Here is a 20,680-nt window from a genome sequence, read left to right on the forward strand (position 1 = left end):
GCTTATTTTCAAGTATTTTTATGGTGGATTTTTGCTGGAGAATACTCTGCAAGTCCGAATTGACCTTCATTCGTACGAATGAGAAAAAACTCGTGTTGCTTATCAGCAACGTACACTGCTCCGCCTGGCCAGTATACCGACCATGTGCCATTCGGTTGAATGGTGCCACTAGCAATTTTCTGGACACTTCCCGTACTGGCAAGTGCAAAGTGTCCATCTTGTAATGAAATGTCACGGGCTGGTACGTGAAAGACTTCTACCTGATGACCATACCAAGCATCATCAGACCAGATATGCAACTCTTTCCCAACTATGGCCACATGAGTTGGCGGTGGATTCTGAATTCGCTTAGGCATGTTTAAGGTCATAGGTTTACCGGCTACACTAGTAGGAAGAATATCGGCAACTTCGTTATTGCTCAATTTGATGTTTTGTTCAGGATGGTATTCGCCACAGCCTGGCAGCAGAACGGTTGCCAAAAAAACGGCTGCTGCACTCCAAGCATGTCTTCTCATTTTCCATCACTTCCATACACATAGTTGTTGGGGGATTCATTTTACTTTGCCCCAATCGACACAAAATCATCAATTTGGGAAGAGGAATTATCTTTCAAGCACTTTTCGAAGTTTCCGTAGTACAGTAAAATAAAAATCAATCAACTAGAATGAGGGAGGTGCACCAGCATGCTTGGCAAAGCCATTTTAATGTCTGCAGTTGTAGCTGTACCTGCTACAATTGCACTCCAGATGCATGCGTCTTCCAATTCTCAAAGTATAAAACATGCTCCCCTATACGCAACGGATGAAATCGGCAGCAAAAACTGGGCTGGTTATGTCGATATCGCCAAGCCTGGTCAAACCTTTCATTCTGTGACCGGCACTTGGCAGGTCCCAGCCATTGAAGGTGAAGATCAGTCTGCAGCAGCTCAGTGGATTGGGCTCGGTGGCGTGCAATCAAAAGATTTATTGCAAATGGGTACTGTGGAAACCATGGATAATGGACAGGCGGAAAATGTACTTTTTTGGGAGAAATTACCGAATGCAGCGAATGATTGGTTGACTCTTCCGGCTGGAGCAACCGTTTCTGCTTCCATTGCGCCTGTATCGGCTAATTCAAACACGTTCCTGTTAAAAGCTGTGGTATCTGATAATGGACAAACCCAAACATATACAAAGGAAGTAGAAGTATCTCCCGCCTATCAGGAAGCGATGGGTACAAGCGCGGACTGGATAAGCGAAGATCCTTCCGATGTCTCGTTGAATCTCATTCCGTTAGCACAAATGGGTACGATTCGATATACAAATGCAACCGCCAATGGGTTACCTATTCTACAATCTGATGCATCCACTGAGCCTATGGCTTTAGTTGGCACTGACGGTCAAACGGTTTTGGTTCAGCCTTCACAGCTCTACCAAGGAGATACCAGTTTTTACACTTCAGATACAGGCAACTCTGGAGCCACTACAGTGCCACAAATTACAGTCGTTCAACAAGTTCCAACAGGTCCTTTCCCATCATCTGATAGTTCAGAAGCGTGGCAGCAATGGCAACAGATGCAAAACCAATTGCAACAACAGTTACAACAAGCTTTTGGAAATCCAAACGGAAGCTGGAATTCTTTGCTTCCCTCTAACGGATCAAGCTGGATACAACTACAACAGCAATGGGTCGCACAGTTGCAACAGGCAGAGCAACAGTTGCAATCATTACTGTCCAATAACAACTGGGGTGCCTTTGGTAATTTAACGAATGCTGGAACTCACTCCAACTACTCGAGTTGGAATCCTCTACAGCTGTTGAGTCAACATGTGCATACTCATGTTGTCCATAATCAACAAGGGAACTGGCAATGGACCATCCAGTGGACCGCTTGGTAATCTAAAATCTCATTTAATAAACAGGACAAATCGATTTCACATCGGATTTTGAAGGCTAGGGCAACCTAGCCTTTTCTATTGAGTCTCTTTTCACACTGGATGGAACAGAGATCTCTTAAAAAATTTCCAGCCATCAATAGATCCACGGCAGCAAACGCCATGTGCGCTGCCTGTATGGTCCATAAGCTTCACCGATATGAGCAAACAAGATGGATTCCTCCACTTTCATCCGGCGAAGTCATCCTATCAAGGGAATAACAGCCCAGACGAACATTACAAGACCAAGATATGCCGTCCATATGGGTAAATCAAAGACTTCTAGTTGTCTGCTTGTCCATACCGACCTTACATTATCTACTATGACCGTCGCAATCATGGTCACCCACAAGAAAAAACCTGCCTCCGATTTAACAATGAGGCAGGGGCAGGGGTTAATATATCAATTTATAGCGCGTTATAGCGCAGCTTGCATAATTCTCAATACATCATTTTTGTTCAATTTGCGATACTTCCCTATTTCTCCAAAACGCACACTCTGTTCGGCCATACGCTCCAGATTTTCTGAGCCGATTTGATAATCAGCCAATCTCTGTGGCGCTTCAATCGAACGGTAAAATTCTCGAACCTTTTCAATCCCTTCAGCAGCCAATTGAGATGTACTTTTGCCCGCTGGATTGATTCCGAAAACATGGACAGCGAGATCAGCAAAACGCTCTGGTTTTTCCTGAGAAACAAAGTCCATCCAGTGTGGAAATAATATAGCAAGACCGCCACCATGAGGAATATCGTAAATGGCACTGATTTCATGTTCCATTGCGTGATTAGCCCAATCTCCTTCAATCCCCATGCTAATCATGCCGTTTAGTGCCATGGTCGAGCAGTACATTATCGTCTCTCTGGCTTCATAGTTAGTTGGTTCGTCAATGACTTTACGAGCATTTTCAATAATGGTTTTTATTACAGACTCTATAAGGCGCCTTTGCAATGGCGCATTTTCCGTGGGATGAAAATAGTGTTCATAACAATGCGCAAGCATGTCACAGATACCATAAATTGTCTGATCACGAGGTACTGTAAATGTATTTTCTGCATCACAGAATGAAAATTTCGGGAATGTATAAGGAGAACCGCCGCCGAGTTTTTCTTTGGTTTCCCAATTTGTAATAACTCCACCAGAATTCATTTCCGATCCGGTGGCTGCTAAAGTAAGAATGGTTCCAATCGGTAAGGCATCTTTAGCAACTGCCTTGCGTTGATAGATGTCATACACTTCACCATCAAACTTGACTCCCATAGCAATCGCTTTAGCGCAGTCTAAAACTGAACCCCCACCTACTGCAAGAATGAGGTGTACGCCCTCCGATTTGCAGAGATCGATGCCTTTATGAACTGTTGTCAAACGGGGATTAGGTTCGACACCAGCGAGTTCAACCCACTCAATGCTACCTTCTCTAAGCAGGTGGATAACTTTGTCGTACAGTCCAAAACGCTTGATACTTCCACCGCCGTATAGCAACAACACTTTGTTTCCATATTTACGAATTTCCTCAACAAGGTGCTGTTCCAATTGACCTTTCCCATAGTAAAGTGCTGTTGGATTTTGAAAACGAAACGGGTTCATAAAATCTCCTCCTGATTTTGCAAATGGCAAAATGGTTACCTTTTGCAAGCTAATAATTAGTTTATCATGTTTTGGTCTCCAGACCAAAACATGATTAAAGGCGGCAAATAGCTGCTTTCTTCTGTCTGTCTAAAGTTGTCCTTCACTTCATATACATGAAGATAGTCGTCTGCAAGTTTTGCATCCACTGTGAACTGGTCTCAACTCGAACAAATTGAATGGAGTTCCAGATCCAATTAAGCGTGGCTTTCAGGCCCGTGAATCCGAGGCTTACAGGCCTGAGAAAGCGAGGATACCGCGTGTCAGGAGTGATGTTTGCAGTTTTGTCAACACTCTGCTATTCGTTATCCTATGTCGTTCTGCGCCGCGGTCAGTCAGAAGCTGCCATCACTGACGCCGGTCTATTACCTGTGCTCATCGTGAGTACTCTCCTTCTGGACGGTTTTTGGCTGATTAACTATTTGACGCATCAGCAAATGCTCTTATCCGTTTTACATGCGCCTCTATCTTCCTTTCTATATTCCTTGCTCTCTGGAATCTTGGGTACATTTTTAGGAAGATATTTTCTCTATCGAGCAATTGCTGCGGTCGGTGCAACGCGAGGAATAATTGTTAAATCACTCTCTCCCATCTTCACAATGGCGATTGCCTTTCTTTGGCTGAGAGAGCAACCTGATATCGGTCAACTTGTCGGGATCGGCCTTATCGGTTTAAGCATTGGACTGCTTTTCCACGAACAAAAAATAAAGCCTTTACGCGGAATGACCTGGTCTTTTTTTACATCCGGAATGAGCCTTGCTTTCTTTGCAGCAACATTTCAAGGAATTGGCCACAGTGCACGCAAACTAGCTGTACTCCATAACTTCCCCAGTCTAACCGCAGCCGCGATGGACTGTACAGTAGCCACAATCGTCTATTTTTTGGTCAGATTGATCTACCCACCCTTGCAAAACCATTGGTCGTCCTATCCTTGGCGACAAACAGGCGCTTACTTTGCGACGGCAGGTTTTCTTTCTGCTGTTGGCATCTTATTTTTCTTTGCTGCAAGCCAAAATATTCCGATTTCTACTGTGGCGGCTATCAGTGGAGCGGAACCCTTGTTGGTGACTTTATTCTCCATTCTTTTCTTATCAAAATTGGAATCCTTCTCCGCCTACTCAGTATTTGCAGCTTGTCTGGGTACATTAGGCATTTTAACCATTGCCATAGGACCGCACCTCTTCCCGTGATACAATAATGGCTGGATAAGAACAAGGTGGAGTGAAAATGTTTGCTAACAAAAAATGAACATGCTGATGTGATTATTATAGGCGGAGGTCCTGCAGGCTTAATGGCTGCCGTAGCGGCTGCTGAAAAAGGTGCGCGAACCCTATTGCTTGAGAAGGGAGAAAAATTAGGACGCAAACTAGCTATTTCAGGCGGCGGTCGATGCAATGTAACAAACGCCAAGCCCTTACCGGAGCTAATGGAGAATATCCCTGGAAATGCCAAATTTCTTTATTCCACTTTGCATCGTTTCAATAATCAACATATCATGCAATTTTTCCAAAATCTAGGAATTGAGTTGAAAGAAGAAGATCGAGGAAGAGTTTTTCCAGTGAGTAATAGTGCATTGACCGTTGTTGCCGCTCTGGTCAACGAAGTACGCAGGCTAGATGTGGACATTCGCTTACGTACACCCGTGAAACAACTCTATCTGAGAGAAGGCAAAATTTGCGGCGTAATACTGCAAAGCGGAGAAACTTTACGATCACCAGCCGTAGTCATTGCCACTGGAGGATGCAGTGTACCTGCCACAGGCAGTACAGGAGACGCGTATCCGTGGGCAATCGAGGCTGGACACACCATTGTTGCGCCTTTTCCTACCGAAGTACCGCTGGTCTCTAACGCTCCTTGTATTCAAAATCGCAGTTTACAAGGTCTCTCTTTACAAAATGTAGAATTGACTCTTCTCCATAAACGCGGAAAAATTTTGACGGTACAGAACGGAGACATGATTTTTACGCATTTCGGCGTCAGTGGTCCTGCCGCTTTACGATGCAGTCACTATGTATCCGTCACCAAACGAAAAGATCCTGCAGATTCATTGATCCTTGCTATTAATCTGGCTCCTGTGTTCAGCAAGGAAGAAGGTCTGGCTAACTGGGTGCAGCGTCGACAGCGTTCGCCTCGCAGGCATTTGCATCATGTATTGACGGAAATGATGCCTGAAAGACTGGCCACTGCTGTTTTAGAGCGTGCCAAAGTGCAAGGTAATCGGCCCATGGCCGAGATTTCCAATGGTGAATTGGAAAAAATCGAGGAAATCATTCATTGTTTTACTCTCCCCATTCAAGGTACGTTGTCTCTTAGCAAAGCCACAGTAACTGGAGGAGGGGTCTCTGTCAAAGAGATTGACCCCAAAACTATGGCTTCCAAACTCTGCAACGGTCTCTATTTTGCTGGAGAAGTGATGGACGTACACGCCCACACAGGCGGATACAATATTACAGTAGCCTTTTCTACTGGTTGGACAGCTGGAGAGAGTGCCGCATACTACGCAACAGCAACATAATGTAAACGTAAGCTACAAAGAAAAAGGCAGCTGACAGCCAAAGAAGCGGTTGCAGCATGCGCTGCGACAATAGGCTGCCTCCCCACCAACTTCCAACAGCACTGCCAAGATTAGCACCGGCCACACGAACTCCAAACATTTGCGCATACTCGGTTTCTGCTAAAAAACGGAGAAAGGACGCATCTACAATTGGTTGCGGAATGGAACTAGCCGCCGTACGAACAAGATAAAGTCCAGAAAAGGACCAAAATCCCGATACCCACGCAGAAGCTGCAGTGGTCCCCGCTGAAAGAGCAAAAGCCATGGATAGAGTAGGAAATTCACGAACTCGACGAATTAACGGCCCTACTGTTGCAGAACCTATAGATACCATAAACATAGCCAGTGCAGAAACAATCGATATGGCTTCTGGGGAGCCACCAAAATTCTGATGTAAAACAAGCGTCATAAATTGAGACAGTAAACCAGGTGCTAGGCCAAACAGAAAGGAGAATCCACTCATCCAAATGATTCTCCGCGAAGGTTTGCGAAAAGCGCGATGAGCCTTTGCATCAGGAGCTCTCACGAACAATCGAATGACTGGAGCTATGAGCGCAATCGCTGTACCGAGTAAAAGAACATGACGAAATCCTAAAATTGGCGAAAGAAAACCAGCAAGTACGTTACCTGCGCCCATGCAAAACATGTACATGGCAACAAACCGACTGAAGATATGTGCCTTCTCTGATGAAACCGTCAGAGAAGAGAGAACTACATTCTCTGTCGACACCAAAAGTGATCCACCAATTCCCGCCAAAGCTGTGCAGACAGCATACACCCATTGTAAATTACCAAGGCCAATGCCCAAATATCCGAGAACAATAATCAGTGTTGCTAATTTCCAAACTTTCGAAGCTCCAAGCCTGTCAGCAACACCACCCAAGAGTAAAGCAACAAAAGCTCCACAAAGCGCATTAATCGAAAACAACACGCCAATACGAGCGTCTGTCAAACCTTGATGTGCATAAAAAAAAGGTAGCGCATATTGTGCCATGCCAATACCTAGACTCAACAAAGTCTCACTGCCTAGATAGAGCATCAATGGACGGGAAATCATAGTTTCTTTCTGTCCTCCTGTCCATCTTCATTATGAAAGTAGTATTGCCAGAATGAGATGGGACGGCAAGATCCATCCGCGCTAAAGTGGCGCGAAAATGGATTGCCAAGCCGTCTGCTGTCTAACTTAGTCGTTTAGGTTATGCTGTACTGACGAACCGTAGGAACCACCCAATTTTCGACTGTACTTTCCGTATTTAGGATTCCCGTGTGGTCGATGTTCTCCGCGATGTTCACCGCGCGCCATAGCTGTGCTGGCTTCTGGAGAGAGAACAGGACCTACTGCTTCATCTCCACGTCCTATGGATTTGCGTCGAGTCGTCATTGTACAGGCCTCCTTGACTAAAAATCGACAAGCAGTCTCATTGTGTGCAAAACAATGGAGAATCATGATAATTTCTTTATAAAGGAGCACGATAACTGATGAAAAATGACAGCATCAGGATTCATTGGCTACTAGGTTCTAGTTCACAACGCCGCCAAGCCATATTGGATATGCTCGGACAAACATATCACATACGTCCTAGCCATTTAGACGAATCTTTCGCAAAAGATTACCCACCAGAAAAACAAGTCAAACTGCTTGCAGAAGCTAAAGCTCACGCCGTATATCAACAACTGCAGGAAGAACACTTTCTCATCCCAACACCCAATCATCAGCCCTGGTGGATAGTGACTGCAGACACTTTGGTCGATCTCGATGGAACGGCTATCGGCAAGCCCAGCGATGCCAACGAAGCTCTGGCGACACTGATGGCTCTCAGCGGACGAAGCCATCTAGTCTGGACATGTATTGCTATTTACGATCTGAAAAACCAACTACTCGTCAGTGAAACAGACTGCGCTAAAGTAACTTTCGCAAACATTCAGCGAGAAGATTTTGTCCGTTATATTGCTACAGGTGAACCTCTCGACAAAGCGGGCGCCTATGCTGCTCAAGGCATGGGTGCACAGTTTATTGAAAAAGTGGAAGGTGATTTTTTTACCGTAATGGGTCTATCACCAAGAGTTTTGTGGTCTTTGGCTAAACGTATAGGATATCAGGCACCTTTATTTTCAACTTTCAAATCGTAGCCAGCCAAACAGCACAAACGCGTCAAGATGAAGTTATTTGAGCAGCTTCCGTCAAGGCGTTTTCTAAGTCCATCTGCAAATCCACCGCATTTTCCAGGCCTACAGAGAGACGAAGTAAGCGCTGGGTAACCCCACAAGCTTCGCGTATCTTTTCAGGAATATCCGCGTGAGTTTGCACAGCAGGATAAGTGATAAGGGTTTCCGTACCGCCAAGACTCTCAGCAAACGTAATTAATCGCACCTGTTTTAAAATAACAGGCACCATCGATTCATGTATGACTTCAAAGGAGAGCATGCCGCCAAAATCGCTTGATTGCTTTTTCTGTACAGCGTATCCAGGATGAAGTTCTAAGCCTGGATAATGTACACGCGCTATCAACGGATGTCCCGACAGATACTGAGCAAGAACAGAGGCTGTTTTAGAATGACGCTCCATACGGAGAGCTAAAGTTTTCATACCGCGCAAAAGTAACCAAGAATCGTCAGGGCCGAGCGTGGATCCGATAGAATTTTGTATGAAATAAAGATCATTACCTAATTCTTCCGTTTTCGTCACAACAAGTCCTGCCAGTACATCGTTATGTCCTCCGAGAAATTTAGTGGCGGAGTGTACAATAATATCTGCACCATATTGCATTGGCCGTTGCAAATAGGGCGTCATAAAGGTGTTGTCCACAATATAAAGAAGCTGATGAGTTTTACAAAGGTCACCCAAGGCTTGTAAATCAGCGACTTTTAAAGTGGGATTGGTAGGCGTCTCAACAAAAAGACCGCGTGTCTGCGATTGTATAGCAGCTTGCACTTCTTCCAAGTTACTCGTATCTACGTAACTTGCCTCTATCCCTACTTTACGTAAAAACTTTTCTACCAGCCGATATGTGCCTCCATACAAATCATTCGAAAAAATCAAATGGTCACCTGGCGAAAACAACTGCATGACAGCATGAACAGCAGCCATCCCAGAACTAAACGCAAACCCTCTCGCTCCACCTTCCAAATCCGCAATAGCGCGTTCTAAAATAGTGCGTGTAGGGTTGCCTGTTCGTGTATAATCAAAGCCGGTACTTTGCCCGAGCGCTGGATGCGCATATGTAGTTGCTCGATAAACAGGTGCCGAAACACTTCCTGTAATAGGATCCTGACGGTTCCCTAATTGTGCTAAAAGGGTGTCCAAATTCATGCCCGCTACTCCTTCTTTACCGCAACAGCATACGATTTCATCTGTTGCTTTTAATGAATTTCATTGAAATTGCAGGAACTATTTTTCTGCAACGCCCTGTTTGGCATCAGTTCGCTTGCTGAGGAGCGTAGTACAAATGCTTAAAAAATTTTCAAACCAGCGATTTCAGTATGGCGCACTTCTGGTTGTTGCAGTGATTGCGGTATATTTCTCATCCATTTTTATAAAAATGTCAACCGCTCCTGCCAGTGTAATTGGATTTTATCGAATGCTTATAGCTTCACTTCTCATCATACCCTTCGCTTGGCGCGAAAGAACGCTATGGTCCAAATTATCTTGGGTCGATCTCGTTTCTATCGGATGTGCCGGTGTGTTTCTTGGCTTCCATTTTGTCTTTTGGATTCTTTCTTTAAAATATACTTCCGTTTCTTCATCCACGCTTATTGTAGCATTACAGCCCGTCCTCGTAGCATGTGGAGCCTTTTTTCTCTTCGGTGAACGATTAAATCGTTGGCAACAATGCGCTTGTTTTATTGCGCTATGCGGAACGTCACTTGTGGGTTACAATGATTTACAATTGAGCCAAAACGCCTTTTTGGGAGATATTTATGCATTTCTTGGCACAATATTTGCTGCTCTTTACATGCTCGCTGGCCAAAAGGCGCGAACAAATGTCAGCGTCTGGACCTATAATGTCAGCGTATTTTCTATAGCCGCCCTGTTACTATCCTTAGATACTTTGATTCACCGTTCTCCCTGGTTCCACTATTCATTCAATAATTGGATACTCTTTTTGTTACTCGCCCTTGTCCCCACTCTGCTCGGTCACGCTCTCTTTAATTTGGTTTTAAAGAAACTTCCGGCTTCTGCTGTTTCTATGACCATTTTGGGTGAACCCCTTGGGGCTATACTACTTGCTTGGCTGCTGTTAAATCAATGGATTCACTGGCAAGAAGCAATGGGCGGCATATTGTTGCTTACTGGAGTCTATCTATTCTTGCGGAAAACATCCTTATTGAAAGATACTCTCCCTTTAACCAACTCAGGAGACGGTGGATTGGATAACATTGCTAATCACCATATGGAGACAGACGGATAAATCTATATCATACGGCTCGACAACTCGACCTGATTCACGCAAAATTCGTACCACCGGCCGCAATAGATTTTGTGGATTGTTTCTTACCACCACTCCCTCAAAAATACCGTTTAAAACAACAGGTACACCAGGTGGATAGACATTGACATGTTTAACAAAAAGTCGAATAAATTCAGGATCAAAATCTACTCCAGAGCCCGCATAAAGCATCTCCACCGCTTCATGCGGCAAAAACGCCTTGCGATAAACACGATTTGAAGTCAGCGCGTCATAGACATCCGCCACTGCCATAATTCTTCCAAACTCGTGTATCTCCATTCCTTTCAAGCGGCGCGGATATCCTTTTCCGTTCATGCGTTCATGATGTTGAAGCGCACAATGAGCAGAAAGAGAGTGAATGGATGGCTGCTGAATCAGTAGATCATAGCCAATTTGACAATGTTGCTCTACCAGCGTGCGCTCTTCATCCGTCAATCTGCCAGGCTTGTCCAGAATACTTTTATCGATGGCTAATTTCCCAATGTCATGCAACATAGCACCCACGCCCAGTTCTTTGACTCGCGATTCACTGTATCCATTCCCTACTGCGATGGCTCCGGCATAGAGTGACACGTTCATGCAATGACTGTATAAAAAATTATCACTCGTATAAAGAGACGTCAGATGCGTCAAAACGACCTGATTTTTCAGAACGTGATCGAATAATAGTCCAAATAATTCTTGAAAAGTATCACCTAATCGAATATCACGTGTATAAGTTGGATCTTCAAATGATTTTTGAATTTTCTTGAAAGTACGCTCGATTTTGTTTAAAACTTCAGCTTGCAATTCTTGAGACAAAGCGTCTGACACTTCAATATCTTCGGTTCTTGGATCTTCTATAAATACATAAGTATGCCCATAGTTCTCCAGCTTTCTGATGTAGGATGAAGTTAATTCGACATGCTTTTGAAGTAATATTTGACCGCTTTTACCGAATACAGGTTGAGCGAGCAATTCTCCAGGTACAAGTGATGAGACAGCTTTCATGCGCATGGCCGATATTCACCTCGATAGGCGCGATTAGGTGTTGAGATGTTGAAGAGCTAGGACAAACAACAATGCCCAACCTAAGAGAAAAAAGATGCCACCAACAGGTGTTACAGCTCCCCAACGTTTAACTCTTGTCCATGTTAAAAGATAAAGACTTCCTGAAAATAAAATGATACCCACCAAAAAACACACTTCTACCCAAAGTGTAAGAAGTTGTGGTTGCCAAAAGTGCAAAGAAGCAACTCCAATTATGGCAAGCGCATGATACATTTGATAAGTGACCCCAGTTTGAAATACCTGCAATTCGGACACATCACGCTTTTGCCTCAAACCATGCGCCGCAAAAGCTCCCAATGCCACAGCCAAGAAAGCCATAATTGCACCTACGGCTAAAAAAAACAGTGGGAACACCTCTTTTCAATGATTCATGATGTCATTAGACTCTCTTACAACCAGCTGATCGATGGTTTTCTATGCAAAGTTGAAAACTCCTGCCAAGCTGGGATTGAAGAATGAAAAGACTGCTTTACAATATCATTCTTCTCCTGAATATGGTAGGATGCCCTCAAAGATATAAAAGAGATGGGGTAAGCGATTTGATTGTTCACCTGATTCTGCCTACTGTGAGCTTTCTGGCAGGCATATATTTGCTTTTTACCATGGTTCGTCCCATCCCGCGCCATCCCCAGCCGCTTCCTGCTGTCATTGGCGCAAATGTAGCACCTATGCTGCGCAAAAAGTATCCGATGCGTATCTCTGTCATTATTCCAGCACGCAACGAAGAAGAAAATCTTCGAACCAACTTGCCGTTGTGGATGAGTGCTTATGAACTCGATCCAGATTTAATTGCAGAAATTATTGTGGTGGATGATTCATCTACAGATCGAACTGCTTTTATTGCAATGGCTGCTGGGGCTAAAGTTCATTCCTTGCGCCACTCACCGCGAGCCTGGTACGGTAAAACTTGGGCGCTTATTTCTGGCGCAACACGAGCTAAAGGAGATTGGTTGCTGTTTGCTGATGCTGATGTATATATTGAGCCGGGCCATTTGCTTCAATGGCTGCGCAATCTTCCACCTACGGCAGCTTATTATACCGTACAACCCTCCCATAAACATCAGGAGAGTTTTGAGCAATTGACCCTTCTTGCCAACGCTTCAACCGTCTTAATGATGAGTAAAGGAGCGTTGCCTCCTCGCCAAAGCGGTGGGTTTGGACCGTTTTCTTTAACGCCCAAAGAAGTTTACTTTCATGTGGGCAGTCATCTGCTCGTACGTTCAGAAATTTTGGAACAGTATCGATTTGCCCAAAAAATGAGCTTTTATGTCCCAGTTATCAATTTACTTGGAGGAAACACGATTTTTCAAAATATCCATAAAAACCTAAACGAATTATGGACAAGCTGGGTTAAAACCCTGGCTGCTTCTGCCTTAGCGGAAGGTAATCGATGGCGATCGTTTCTAATTGTCCTGTGGATTATGGGTCTACTCAGTTTTTGGCCCATTTGGTTAAATTCACAGCAACCCACAAAATCCCATTTTATTGCTTTTAGTATTGCCTACTTTGCAGAAGCGGCCCTTCTGCTTGCCCTATTACGCCGATCCGGTTCTTTTTCCGTAATCAGCGCTTCACTCTTTCCAATTTCATCATTACTGTTAGTCATCATGTTTTTACATTCAGTTTGGAAGATAATGATTGTCAAACAGGTGGAATGGAAAGGAAAAGTATGGAATATAAAACGGCAAGAAAATATCAAAACATAAATCATACATTGACATAATGCTATCTCCATACACGGCCTTCACCCAAGTAGGATGAAGGCCGTGTCATTGTCAATTCTCAAAAAGCCATACAGTCAATCGAGTTTGTCTAAAAACAACCGATTTATGCGTAAAGAGGTTTAGGAATAGGGGCGATACGGTTGACCCATCATAGACATGCCCATTTGTACCGCTTGACCAACACGATGACCAGCTTGTTCAGAGGTCATGTTGCCGATACCATACTGTAAATCCTGCTGAATATGCTGTTGAACAACTTGGGGAGAGGTGCCATATTCAGATAGCATGGAATGTCCGTGATTCATTTGAGGATAAGGGTGTTGAGGAGAATAATGACCTTGCGTGTAGAGGTTGGAACTCATGATAGGTCCCTGTTGACTCGACATTTGGTCTTGATAACCTACTGGAGCGGCTTGCATAACCTGATGCAGTGCAGGTTGAGAGTAACCTTGCTGATAGCCGCCAGCCATCATCATGGAACCATGTGACCCAGATTGTGCCATGGGCATTCTCTGTTGACCTAAATCCTGTTGCATATGCTGTTGTACAACATGTGCAGGAGTACCATACTCAGAGAATGTGGAATGTTCATAATGTGCTCCACCTTGTTGGCCCATTCCATATCCCATGGAAGTTGGCATCGGCTGATGGTAACTTTGTGTTTGTTGACCATAATAGCCTAAATCTTGTTGAATATGGCGCTGCACAGTTTGAGACGGAGTAGCAAACTGACTGAGTGTTTGCCCCTGCATACCATATCCACCTTGTTGATACGATTGGTTCATAAAATCCTCTCCTTTGCGGGAATATGCGAACCAAACAAAGTATGTGTTGGCGCGCACATTCCTATGCAGAGGATTTTTTTATGCTATATTACATCTTTGGAGCTTCCTGTAACTCAATGGACCAATCATGAAAAGCGCTACCTTCAAGAAATTTTTCCGCATCCATAGCCGCTTTACAACCACTTCCTGCTGCAGTAATCGCTTGCCTGTAGTGAGGATCCATAACGTCTCCACAGGCAAAAACACCTTCCACACTGGTGAGACTGGTATTTCCCCGCGTCACGATATAGCCAATGTCATTGACTTCTAACTGATTTTGCAGAAAATCCGTATTCGGTTGATGCCCTATAGCTACAAATACTCCATCCGCTTCAATAAGACGCTCTTGGCCAGATTCGTTATCCTGAACTTTGAGACCCTTCATTTTACCGTTCTCGCTCACAACTTCAATAGGAGTAACATTTAACACCCAGGCGATTTTTGGATTGTTTCTTGCTCTCTCCTGCATAATTTTTGAAGCTCGCAATTCATTGCGCCGATGGACAATCGTGACTTTTGAGGCGTGCCTTGTCAGATAAGTAGCCTCTTCCATTGCCGAATCGCCGCCACCTACCACAATAATTTCTTTATTGGCAAAAAAGCGGCCATCACAGGTAGCGCACGTGGAAACACCTCGACCAATCATATCTTGCTCGCCAGGAATATTCAGCATTTTGGCAGAAGCACCCGTAGCGAGGATAAGAGCATCCGCTGTGTGTAAACTGCCATCATCTACTTTGACAGTAAATGGACGCTTTGATAAATCCACTTCTACTGCTTTACCAAACTGAAAAGTCGCACCCATGCGTTCTGCCTGTTTGCGCATATTTTCCATTAACACCGGGCCGTCAATACCATCAGCAAATCCTGGGAAATTTTCAACTTCCGTCGTCAACGTCAATTGACCACCGGGCTCATGACCTTCCAAAACAAACGGATGTAAATTTGCCCGTGCGGTATAAATAGCCGCTGTATACCCGGCTGGTCCAGTCCCCAAAATCATCACTTCGTGGTGAGTTGTCATAGTAACCATCCTTTCACATCCATTGACTACTTACAAATTGTAACGCAAGACTTACACTATCGCTAGAATTTCTTTATTTTTGACATTCGATCAAGATAAACATTAGTTAGTGTACTTCCCTATTTAAATTTCTTTTATTAATTGCCTTTTCTTTTTCTATTCCCATATGATATGTTAGCAGATGAAAGTGTTTTCTTTCATTATCCCTATTTATTTATCAAATATCACAATCAAAGGAGGTATTATCATGTCATTTCCATCCTCACCCTTCTGGCCCATCGCCATTGGTTTCCTTGGACTTTCCATTAACTACTTTGTCCAAGGTGGCTCTACTCTCTTCAATGGCCCAAACTGGAGCAAAGATAAGGAAAAGCATGAGAAAACGTTAGGTTTATGGGGTATCTTTCTTGGTGGTTTTGCCCAATTATTAACAGGCATTTACCTTATGGTGGGCATGTCTTGGTTTCCCGTATACGCCAATGCTGCTCCGCTGTATATGGCAGCCCTCGCATTTACTATTTATGGTATCCATTGGATTGTTCTCGGTTTACGCCGTTATAAGGGAACAGACTCTGGCCCTGAAGCGTGGATGGCTATTCCTTTACTGTTCTTAAGCGTACTTGGTATAATTTCCTTCGGCGGTAATGGTGATATTCCTGCTGCTATATTGTTTGTGGGTCTGACATTAATCTATATCAGTGAAGTGTTTGCACGTTTTATGAACAGCGGATTTTGGAATAAATCAGTTGGTTTGTTTCAATTTCTCACTGGCATTTGGTTACTTTATCTGACCTACGGCGTGACCTTGAATTTTGCTAACCATGCACACTGGTGGGTATAAGATTCTTGTGTCTGTTGCACTAAGGTTGCTTTTACATTCAATCTCAAATCATAGGCAAGCATTACCTTAACAAATATCAAGAAAGAAGTAACCTCCAATTTCGCTCATCACCATGAAATTGGAGGTTTTTTATTTATCCACATAACTTGCCCTTATACCATAGCCAACAATCCGGGTAATACTTCGCCAATTTTGGCATGCAGAACGATTTCTGCCTCAGCATCCAGAGGTGTAGACTCCTCATTGAGAATATAAAGTGGACACGACGCCTGTCTGGAGAAAGGCAGACTGGCAACCGGTTCGACAAGTAAAGAAGAGCCTAGGACGAGCAATAAATCAGCCTGCTCTATCAAAAGTGCGGCTTTCGTATAGTCAGGAACCGGATCGCCAAAAAGTACAACATCGGGCCGCAATGGATAGCCGCATTCACCCTTCAAGGTTAGCGAAGTGCAATAAGGAGTCTCATCTCTTGGCAAATCAGCCATATGGTAAGCAGTATGACAAAGCGGGCAATGAGCAGTGCGCAAATGGCCATGCAGCTCTATCACATGACGATTGCCTGCTAGTTGATGAAGTCCATCCACATTCTGCGTCAACAGAACAAGACCGTGCCTGCCTCCTTCCTCAAGTGAAGCTAACGCATAATGTCCCATATGTGGTTTAGCCTGCAGAAAGTAAGAGGAGAGAAAAGTTTCTCGAAAGACAGCCCAAAAATCATCTGGATTCTGCCTCCAATAAGAAACTGACATTTTCTCCATACGATGGTTTGCCGACCACAATCCAGAGGCAGAGCGAAAATCAGGAATACCCGATTCCGTACTCATACCAGCGCCTGTTAAAACCACAAGGCGTCTAGCGTGCGCTATTCCATTGGCCATCCTCTCTGCCGTCTGCCAATCCATGGACTGTTTCCGCCTTTCATTTTCAATGAGCACGGTTATTCAAGTACCGGACCTTCCGATTCACTTGGACGGCCTAGCTCAGCATGAACTTTTCCAACCCAACCTATTTGCCCCTCATAATTTCCGATGGTGACCTGTAATCCACTGACTTCGGGTACATCTTCTACAAGTTGAGATAACCGGGAAAAAAAGTCGGTTAAATCACTAACCCAACCGTCATAGTAAGCCAATGCTGATTTACCGCGCTGTCGAGTGTGAGCATCAGCAAACCACCCAGCAACCAAACGGGCTAGTGCATCTGCATCGAGATCTGTTAAAGGCAAAAGGCGAACAGCGTAAACCCCTTGAAATGCGCCAATCCCTTCTGGGTACGTGCGTAAAAGATTCCCAAAAAGAGGATCGGATTCAACACGAATGCTGCAACGAACTCTGCATTCTTCTGGAAGCTGCTCTAAAGTAAAGCCAGCCATTTCAACCAATTCTCGAAGTTCTCTTTCTTGCAAAGTGCGATGTACATTCGAACCCAGTTGTTGACGAACATGGTTGCGTACCGTCTCACCGTCAAAATCGGCTAAATCAACAATTCGTCCAACAGGAGATCGGCGATAATTTTGATATTCTACTACCCGCGCCAACGCTCGCACAGCGCTTTCTGGGAAAGGATAAATGGGAACGCGATAGGCGGTATCAACAGGAATGTAACGTACCAGATAGTCCCCTCGAAAAAGAAAATTGGCAACTACAGGTTTGGTAAATTTCTCACCTTGACCTAGTTTTTTAGCGCGCACTTCACGCAGTGCATCAGCAATCGCTTCTGCTACCTCATCCTCTTCCGATGGTCCCACGGGTGTATAGAGAACAAGCACTGCATCTACTGAGTTGTCTTCAAGAACTACAGGCAGGACTTCGCGATAACTGTCTGCCAACGCCTCAAAGCCCAGATTAATGACCGGGTGCATCAATCGCAGGCGCTCGCGAGTCAGCATATCCGCAGTCAACACTGCACCTCCGGAAGTATTGGTCACAATAGCGACTCTATCTCCGGATGCCCAAACTGGTGTGGAAAGAAGTGCAGTGATATCAAACATTTCCTGCAGCGAATCTGCACGAATAATTCCCGCTTGACGAAATAATGCTGAGATTGTTTCATCATCGTGTACCAATGCTGGACCAATACGATGGGAAGCAAAGAGGCTGGCTGGACTGCGTCCGCTTTTTACAGCCAAGACAGGCTTATTGCGTGTCAAACGACGTGTAATGCGCGAAAATTTCTTAGGATTGCCAAACGTCTCTAAATAGAGCAAAATGATATCCGTTTCACTGTCCGTCTCCCAATACTGCAGTAAATCATTACCCGATACATCCGCTCGATTGCCAAGGGATGCAAACGAAGAGACGCCAACTCCAACTTTACTGGCATAATCTAAAATGGCTATGCCCAACGCTCCGGAATGACTGGCTATAGCCACCCGTCCCGATTTGGGCATCTCTGGTGCAAATGAAGCATTTAAGCGCACTTGTTCAGACGTATTCAAAACTCCTAGCATATTGGGTCCCATCAAACGACAGCCTGCTGAACGCAACTTATCCAAAAGGGCTTGTTCCAACTCTGCTCCAGCGGCATTCACATCAGAAAATCCCGAGGATAGAATCATGACGGCTTTCACACCTGCTGACAAGCAATCATCCACAACATCCTCTACACCTGCGGCTGGCACAGCAATGACAGCGAGATCAACAGAGTCTGGAATATCTTTGACACTTGGATAAGCACGTACACCTGCAATCGCTTTGGCTGTTGGGTGAACAGGATAGAGCACACCTGTAAATTCGGCAGTCAGTAGATTGCGAAGTATTTGATGACTCATGGATTTAGGATTGCGCGACGCACCTATTAACGCTACGGTTTTCGGTTGAAAAAAAGGATGAAGAGAAGCTGCTGTGGCCAGTTTCTCACGTACTGCTTGCAAATTACGGCTTTGTTCGTGACGCCCAAGTCTCCAAATCAAATGGACGCTGTTCCCATCTGATTCAGATACCATTTCAAAGCCACTGGCGCGAAAAACTTGCAACATTCTATAATTGTCCCGCAGGATATGAGCTTCCAGATTGCGAAAACCAGAAAGCCAGGCGGCCTCTGCCAAGTGAGCCAGCAATAAACTGCCTATGCCTCGCCCTTGAAAACCATCTTTGACAAGAAAAGCTACTTCCGCCATTTCATCATGAGTTGCTTTGTAATTGCCTAACGCAACAACCTCATCTTCATGGAGACAAATCAGCGCCAGAGCCTGTTTCCCATCCCCCATCATGCTGATGATGGTTTTGTCGTCCACTTCCTTAATCATGTGGAAAAAACGAAAATAAAGACTTTCAGGAGATGTCTTCGCGAATAGCTCTCGAATGCGTGCAACTTCTTCTTTCGTATTGCGGGCCCGCCGCAACTCAGCCACTCTTCCGTCGCGCAGTATGACGCGAGCCAATGAGAACCCCCCCTGTATTCACGCTAAGAAATTTTTTTCAAAAACCTTAAATAACCCATTCACCGTTCTGAAACAACGGAACAATCTGATTGTCTTGAGTCACCCCATCAATATTCAATTGGTTAGAACCAATCATAAAATCGACGTGGTTTAAACTATCATTGACACCCATGTCAATGAGTTCTTGTTCTGATTTACCTTTACCATTTGTAAGGCAAGTTGGATACGCCTTGCCAATAGCCAAATGACAAGATGCATTCTCATCAAACAACGTGTTGTAGAACAATTGTTGTAATTGGTAAATAGGCGAGGATATGGGCACAAGCGCAACTTCCCCCAAATAGTGTGATCCGTCATCCAACTCTATGATTTCTTTTAATGTCTCTTCACCACGACTTGCGTGATATTCCACAATTCGGCCACCTTCAAAACGCAATTGAATATTTTCTATAATGACTCCATTATGAGAGAGAGGCATTGTACTTACCACTGTACCTTCCACACCATATTTATAAGGTAGCGTATAAACCTCTTCCGTAGGAAGATTAGCAGTAAAAGTTGTGCCTTGAACATTGACACTGTCAGCCGCCTGCCAACGGTGAGTTTCCGGCAATGTAATCCACAAATCCGTTCCAGGAGCCGTATAGTGAAGTTTGGCAAAATGTTTTTCATTTAAAAACGCCGCACGTTGTTTGAGCCCATTCAGATGAGTTTGCCAGGCTAGAATTGGATCTTCCGCATTCATGCGCATCACTGTAAAGATGGTGTCCCAGAGTTTTTCAATGGCTTCATCCGTTGGCAATTCGGAATACATTTTTTTAGCCCAATCAGCCGTCGGCATAGATGCAACAAGCCAAGTGATTTCATCTTCCATAAATTTCTGATTGATATGACGAAGTTTTTCTCCGATTGCCCGCTGACGAAGAGACAGGCGTTGGGGAGGCACATCTTTAAAAACATCTGGGTTATCTGCTGCAATATGTAACGAAGCAGAGTTTTCTTCCATTACTTCATCCGCACGAGCAATGAACCAACGAGGAACATGCTGTAAATTTTCTTCACTCTCCATTTGTAGCTGAACCCGTTCTGTCAACGCATCATGCCAGTGTATAGAGACTCTTGAAGCTCCAGCAACATAAGCACGCTCCGTCAAAATTCGAACAAAGGGGGCCGTTTCAATCGGCGCGTTAATCACCAATGGCTGCCCCGATTGAATGTTTAAACCTACTCTCAACAGGACGTCCGCATATTTTTTCAATTGTTCTTGACTTGGCATGTAAATCTCTCCTTTATGTT

19 protein-coding genes are annotated in these 20,680 nt (G+C 44.4%); 7 read left to right on the forward strand and 12 right to left on the reverse strand.

Annotated features, from left to right (window positions below):
- Positions 1–8: 8 nt before the first annotated feature.
- The gene (locus FY534_RS11055; protein ID WP_203114578.1) at positions 9–515 is read right to left on the reverse strand and encodes a hypothetical protein; all 507 of its coding nucleotides are present in this window, start codon (positions 513–515) and stop codon (positions 9–11) included.
- Positions 516–683: 168 nt separating this feature from the next.
- Between FY534_RS11055 and FY534_RS11060 the strand changes: the two genes are divergently transcribed.
- Positions 684–1,877 carry a G1 family glutamic endopeptidase gene (locus FY534_RS11060; RefSeq protein WP_203114579.1) on the forward strand — a complete coding sequence of 398 codons (1,194 nt, stop codon included), beginning with the start codon at positions 684–686 and terminating at the stop codon, positions 1,875–1,877.
- Positions 1,878–2,331: 454 nt separating this feature from the next.
- Here the strand turns inward: FY534_RS11060 and FY534_RS11065 are convergent, their stop codons facing one another.
- A complete protein-coding gene (locus FY534_RS11065) occupies positions 2,332–3,498 on the reverse strand; it encodes an iron-containing alcohol dehydrogenase (protein ID WP_203114580.1) in 1,167 nt (388 codons plus the stop codon).
- 299 nt (positions 3,499–3,797) lie between these two features.
- Between FY534_RS11065 and FY534_RS11070 the strand changes: the two genes are divergently transcribed.
- Positions 3,798–4,727 (forward strand): DMT family transporter, encoded by a 930-nt coding sequence (locus tag FY534_RS11070; RefSeq protein ID WP_203114581.1) that lies wholly within the window; start codon positions 3,798–3,800, stop codon positions 4,725–4,727.
- 41 nt (positions 4,728–4,768) lie between these two features.
- Positions 4,769–6,052 (forward strand): BaiN/RdsA family NAD(P)/FAD-dependent oxidoreductase, encoded by a 1,284-nt coding sequence (locus tag FY534_RS11075; protein WP_255567367.1) that lies wholly within the window; start codon positions 4,769–4,771, stop codon positions 6,050–6,052.
- Here the strand turns inward: FY534_RS11075 and FY534_RS11080 are convergent.
- Positions 6,000–7,148: an MFS transporter gene (locus FY534_RS11080; RefSeq protein WP_203114582.1), complete on the reverse strand. Its 1,149-nt coding sequence runs from the start codon at positions 7,146–7,148 to the stop codon at positions 6,000–6,002. The two genes, FY534_RS11075 and FY534_RS11080, sit on opposite strands and share 53 nt — an antisense overlap.
- A 126-nt stretch (positions 7,149–7,274) precedes the next feature.
- Entirely contained in the window at positions 7,275–7,472 is a 198-nt protein-coding gene (locus tag FY534_RS11085) for a hypothetical protein (protein WP_072874823.1), read from the reverse strand.
- Positions 7,473–7,570: 98 nt separating this feature from the next.
- On the opposite strand from FY534_RS11085, the gene FY534_RS11090 reads away from it, so the two are divergent.
- A complete protein-coding gene (locus tag FY534_RS11090) occupies positions 7,571–8,221 on the forward strand; it encodes a Maf family protein (RefSeq protein ID WP_203114583.1) in 651 nt (216 codons plus the stop codon).
- 22 nt (positions 8,222–8,243) lie between these two features.
- Here FY534_RS11090 and FY534_RS11095 read toward each other — a convergent pair whose 3' ends face one another.
- Positions 8,244–9,401: a trans-sulfuration enzyme family protein gene (locus FY534_RS11095; RefSeq protein WP_203114584.1), complete on the reverse strand. Its 1,158-nt coding sequence runs from the start codon at positions 9,399–9,401 to the stop codon at positions 8,244–8,246.
- A gap of 136 nt (positions 9,402–9,537) precedes the next feature.
- Between FY534_RS11095 and FY534_RS11100 the strand changes: the two genes are divergently transcribed.
- Positions 9,538–10,500 (forward strand): DMT family transporter, encoded by a 963-nt coding sequence (locus FY534_RS11100; RefSeq protein WP_203114585.1) that lies wholly within the window; start codon positions 9,538–9,540, stop codon positions 10,498–10,500.
- Here FY534_RS11100 and FY534_RS11105 read toward each other — a convergent pair.
- Positions 10,444–11,535, reverse strand: a complete 1,092-nt coding sequence (locus FY534_RS11105; RefSeq protein ID WP_203114586.1) for an HD-GYP domain-containing protein — start codon at positions 11,533–11,535, stop codon at positions 10,444–10,446. The two genes, FY534_RS11100 and FY534_RS11105, sit on opposite strands and share 57 nt — an antisense overlap.
- Before the next feature lie 27 nt (positions 11,536–11,562).
- Entirely contained in the window at positions 11,563–11,907 is a 345-nt protein-coding gene (locus FY534_RS11110; protein WP_072874860.1) for a DUF423 domain-containing protein, read from the reverse strand.
- A gap of 221 nt (positions 11,908–12,128) precedes the next feature.
- Between FY534_RS11110 and FY534_RS11115 the strand changes: the two genes are divergently transcribed.
- The gene (locus tag FY534_RS11115) at positions 12,129–13,295 is read left to right on the forward strand and encodes a glycosyltransferase family 2 protein (RefSeq protein WP_203114587.1); all 1,167 of its coding nucleotides are present in this window, start codon (positions 12,129–12,131) and stop codon (positions 13,293–13,295) included.
- A gap of 137 nt (positions 13,296–13,432) precedes the next feature.
- On the opposite strand, the gene FY534_RS11120 is transcribed toward FY534_RS11115, so the two are convergent.
- The gene (locus FY534_RS11120) at positions 13,433–14,098 is read right to left on the reverse strand and encodes a polyadenylate binding domain-containing protein (protein ID WP_203114588.1); all 666 of its coding nucleotides are present in this window, start codon (positions 14,096–14,098) and stop codon (positions 13,433–13,435) included.
- A gap of 88 nt (positions 14,099–14,186) precedes the next feature.
- Positions 14,187–15,161 carry a thioredoxin-disulfide reductase gene (gene trxB / locus FY534_RS11125; protein ID WP_203114589.1) on the reverse strand — a complete coding sequence of 325 codons (975 nt, stop codon included), beginning with the start codon at positions 15,159–15,161 and terminating at the stop codon, positions 14,187–14,189.
- A 247-nt stretch (positions 15,162–15,408) separates the two neighbouring features.
- On the opposite strand from trxB, the gene FY534_RS11130 reads away from it, so the two are divergent.
- A complete protein-coding gene (locus FY534_RS11130; RefSeq protein WP_203114590.1) occupies positions 15,409–16,002 on the forward strand; it encodes a hypothetical protein in 594 nt (197 codons plus the stop codon).
- 152 nt (positions 16,003–16,154) lie between these two features.
- Here the strand turns inward: FY534_RS11130 and FY534_RS11135 are convergent, their stop codons facing one another.
- The 3 genes from FY534_RS11135 to FY534_RS11145 are packed head-to-tail and all read right to left on the reverse strand — an operon-like array spanning position 16,155 to position 20,660.
- Positions 16,155–16,904, reverse strand: a complete 750-nt coding sequence (locus FY534_RS11135) for an NAD-dependent protein deacylase (protein WP_203114591.1) — start codon at positions 16,902–16,904, stop codon at positions 16,155–16,157.
- A gap of 35 nt (positions 16,905–16,939) precedes the next feature.
- The gene (locus tag FY534_RS11140; protein WP_129583635.1) at positions 16,940–19,384 is read right to left on the reverse strand and encodes a GNAT family N-acetyltransferase; all 2,445 of its coding nucleotides are present in this window, start codon (positions 19,382–19,384) and stop codon (positions 16,940–16,942) included.
- A 46-nt stretch (positions 19,385–19,430) separates the two neighbouring features.
- Positions 19,431–20,660 (reverse strand): aminopeptidase, encoded by a 1,230-nt coding sequence (locus FY534_RS11145; protein ID WP_203114592.1) that lies wholly within the window; start codon positions 20,658–20,660, stop codon positions 19,431–19,433.
- Between the last annotated feature and the right edge of the window lie 20 nt (positions 20,661–20,680).

Source organism: Alicyclobacillus sp. TC (assembly GCF_016804365.1).
In the GTDB taxonomy this organism is placed as follows: domain Bacteria; phylum Bacillota; class Bacilli; order Alicyclobacillales; family Alicyclobacillaceae; genus Alicyclobacillus_I; species Alicyclobacillus_I tolerans.

Bases quoted from the DNA above. Each gene is read 5' to 3' on its own strand.
- FY534_RS11055 (WP_203114578.1), bottom strand. From the start codon at position 515: ATGAGAAGACATGCTTGGAGTGCAGCAGCCGTTTTTTTGGCAACCGTT.
- FY534_RS11060 (WP_203114579.1), top strand. From the start codon at position 684: ATGCTTGGCAAAGCCATTTTAATGTCTGCAGTTGTAGCTGTACCTGCT.
- FY534_RS11065 (WP_203114580.1), bottom strand. From the start codon at position 3,498: ATGAACCCGTTTCGTTTTCAAAATCCAACAGCACTTTACTATGGGAAA.
- FY534_RS11080 (WP_203114582.1), bottom strand. From the start codon at position 7,148: ATGATTTCCCGTCCATTGATGCTCTATCTAGGCAGTGAGACTTTGTTG.
- FY534_RS11085 (WP_072874823.1), bottom strand. From the start codon at position 7,472: ATGACGACTCGACGCAAATCCATAGGACGTGGAGATGAAGCAGTAGGT.
- FY534_RS11090 (WP_203114583.1), top strand. From the start codon at position 7,571: ATGAAAAATGACAGCATCAGGATTCATTGGCTACTAGGTTCTAGTTCA.
- FY534_RS11095 (WP_203114584.1), bottom strand. From the start codon at position 9,401: ATGAATTTGGACACCCTTTTAGCACAATTAGGGAACCGTCAGGATCCT.
- FY534_RS11100 (WP_203114585.1), top strand. From the start codon at position 9,538: ATGCTTAAAAAATTTTCAAACCAGCGATTTCAGTATGGCGCACTTCTG.
- FY534_RS11105 (WP_203114586.1), bottom strand. From the start codon at position 11,535: ATGCGCATGAAAGCTGTCTCATCACTTGTACCTGGAGAATTGCTCGCT.
- FY534_RS11110 (WP_072874860.1), bottom strand. From the start codon at position 11,907: ATGGCTTTCTTGGCTGTGGCATTGGGAGCTTTTGCGGCGCATGGTTTG.
- FY534_RS11120 (WP_203114588.1), bottom strand. From the start codon at position 14,098: ATGAACCAATCGTATCAACAAGGTGGATATGGTATGCAGGGGCAAACA.
- trxB (WP_203114589.1), bottom strand. From the start codon at position 15,161: ATGACAACTCACCACGAAGTGATGATTTTGGGGACTGGACCAGCCGGG.
- FY534_RS11130 (WP_203114590.1), top strand. From the start codon at position 15,409: ATGTCATTTCCATCCTCACCCTTCTGGCCCATCGCCATTGGTTTCCTT.
- FY534_RS11135 (WP_203114591.1), bottom strand. From the start codon at position 16,904: ATGGATTGGCAGACGGCAGAGAGGATGGCCAATGGAATAGCGCACGCT.
- FY534_RS11145 (WP_203114592.1), bottom strand. From the start codon at position 20,660: ATGCCAAGTCAAGAACAATTGAAAAAATATGCGGACGTCCTGTTGAGA.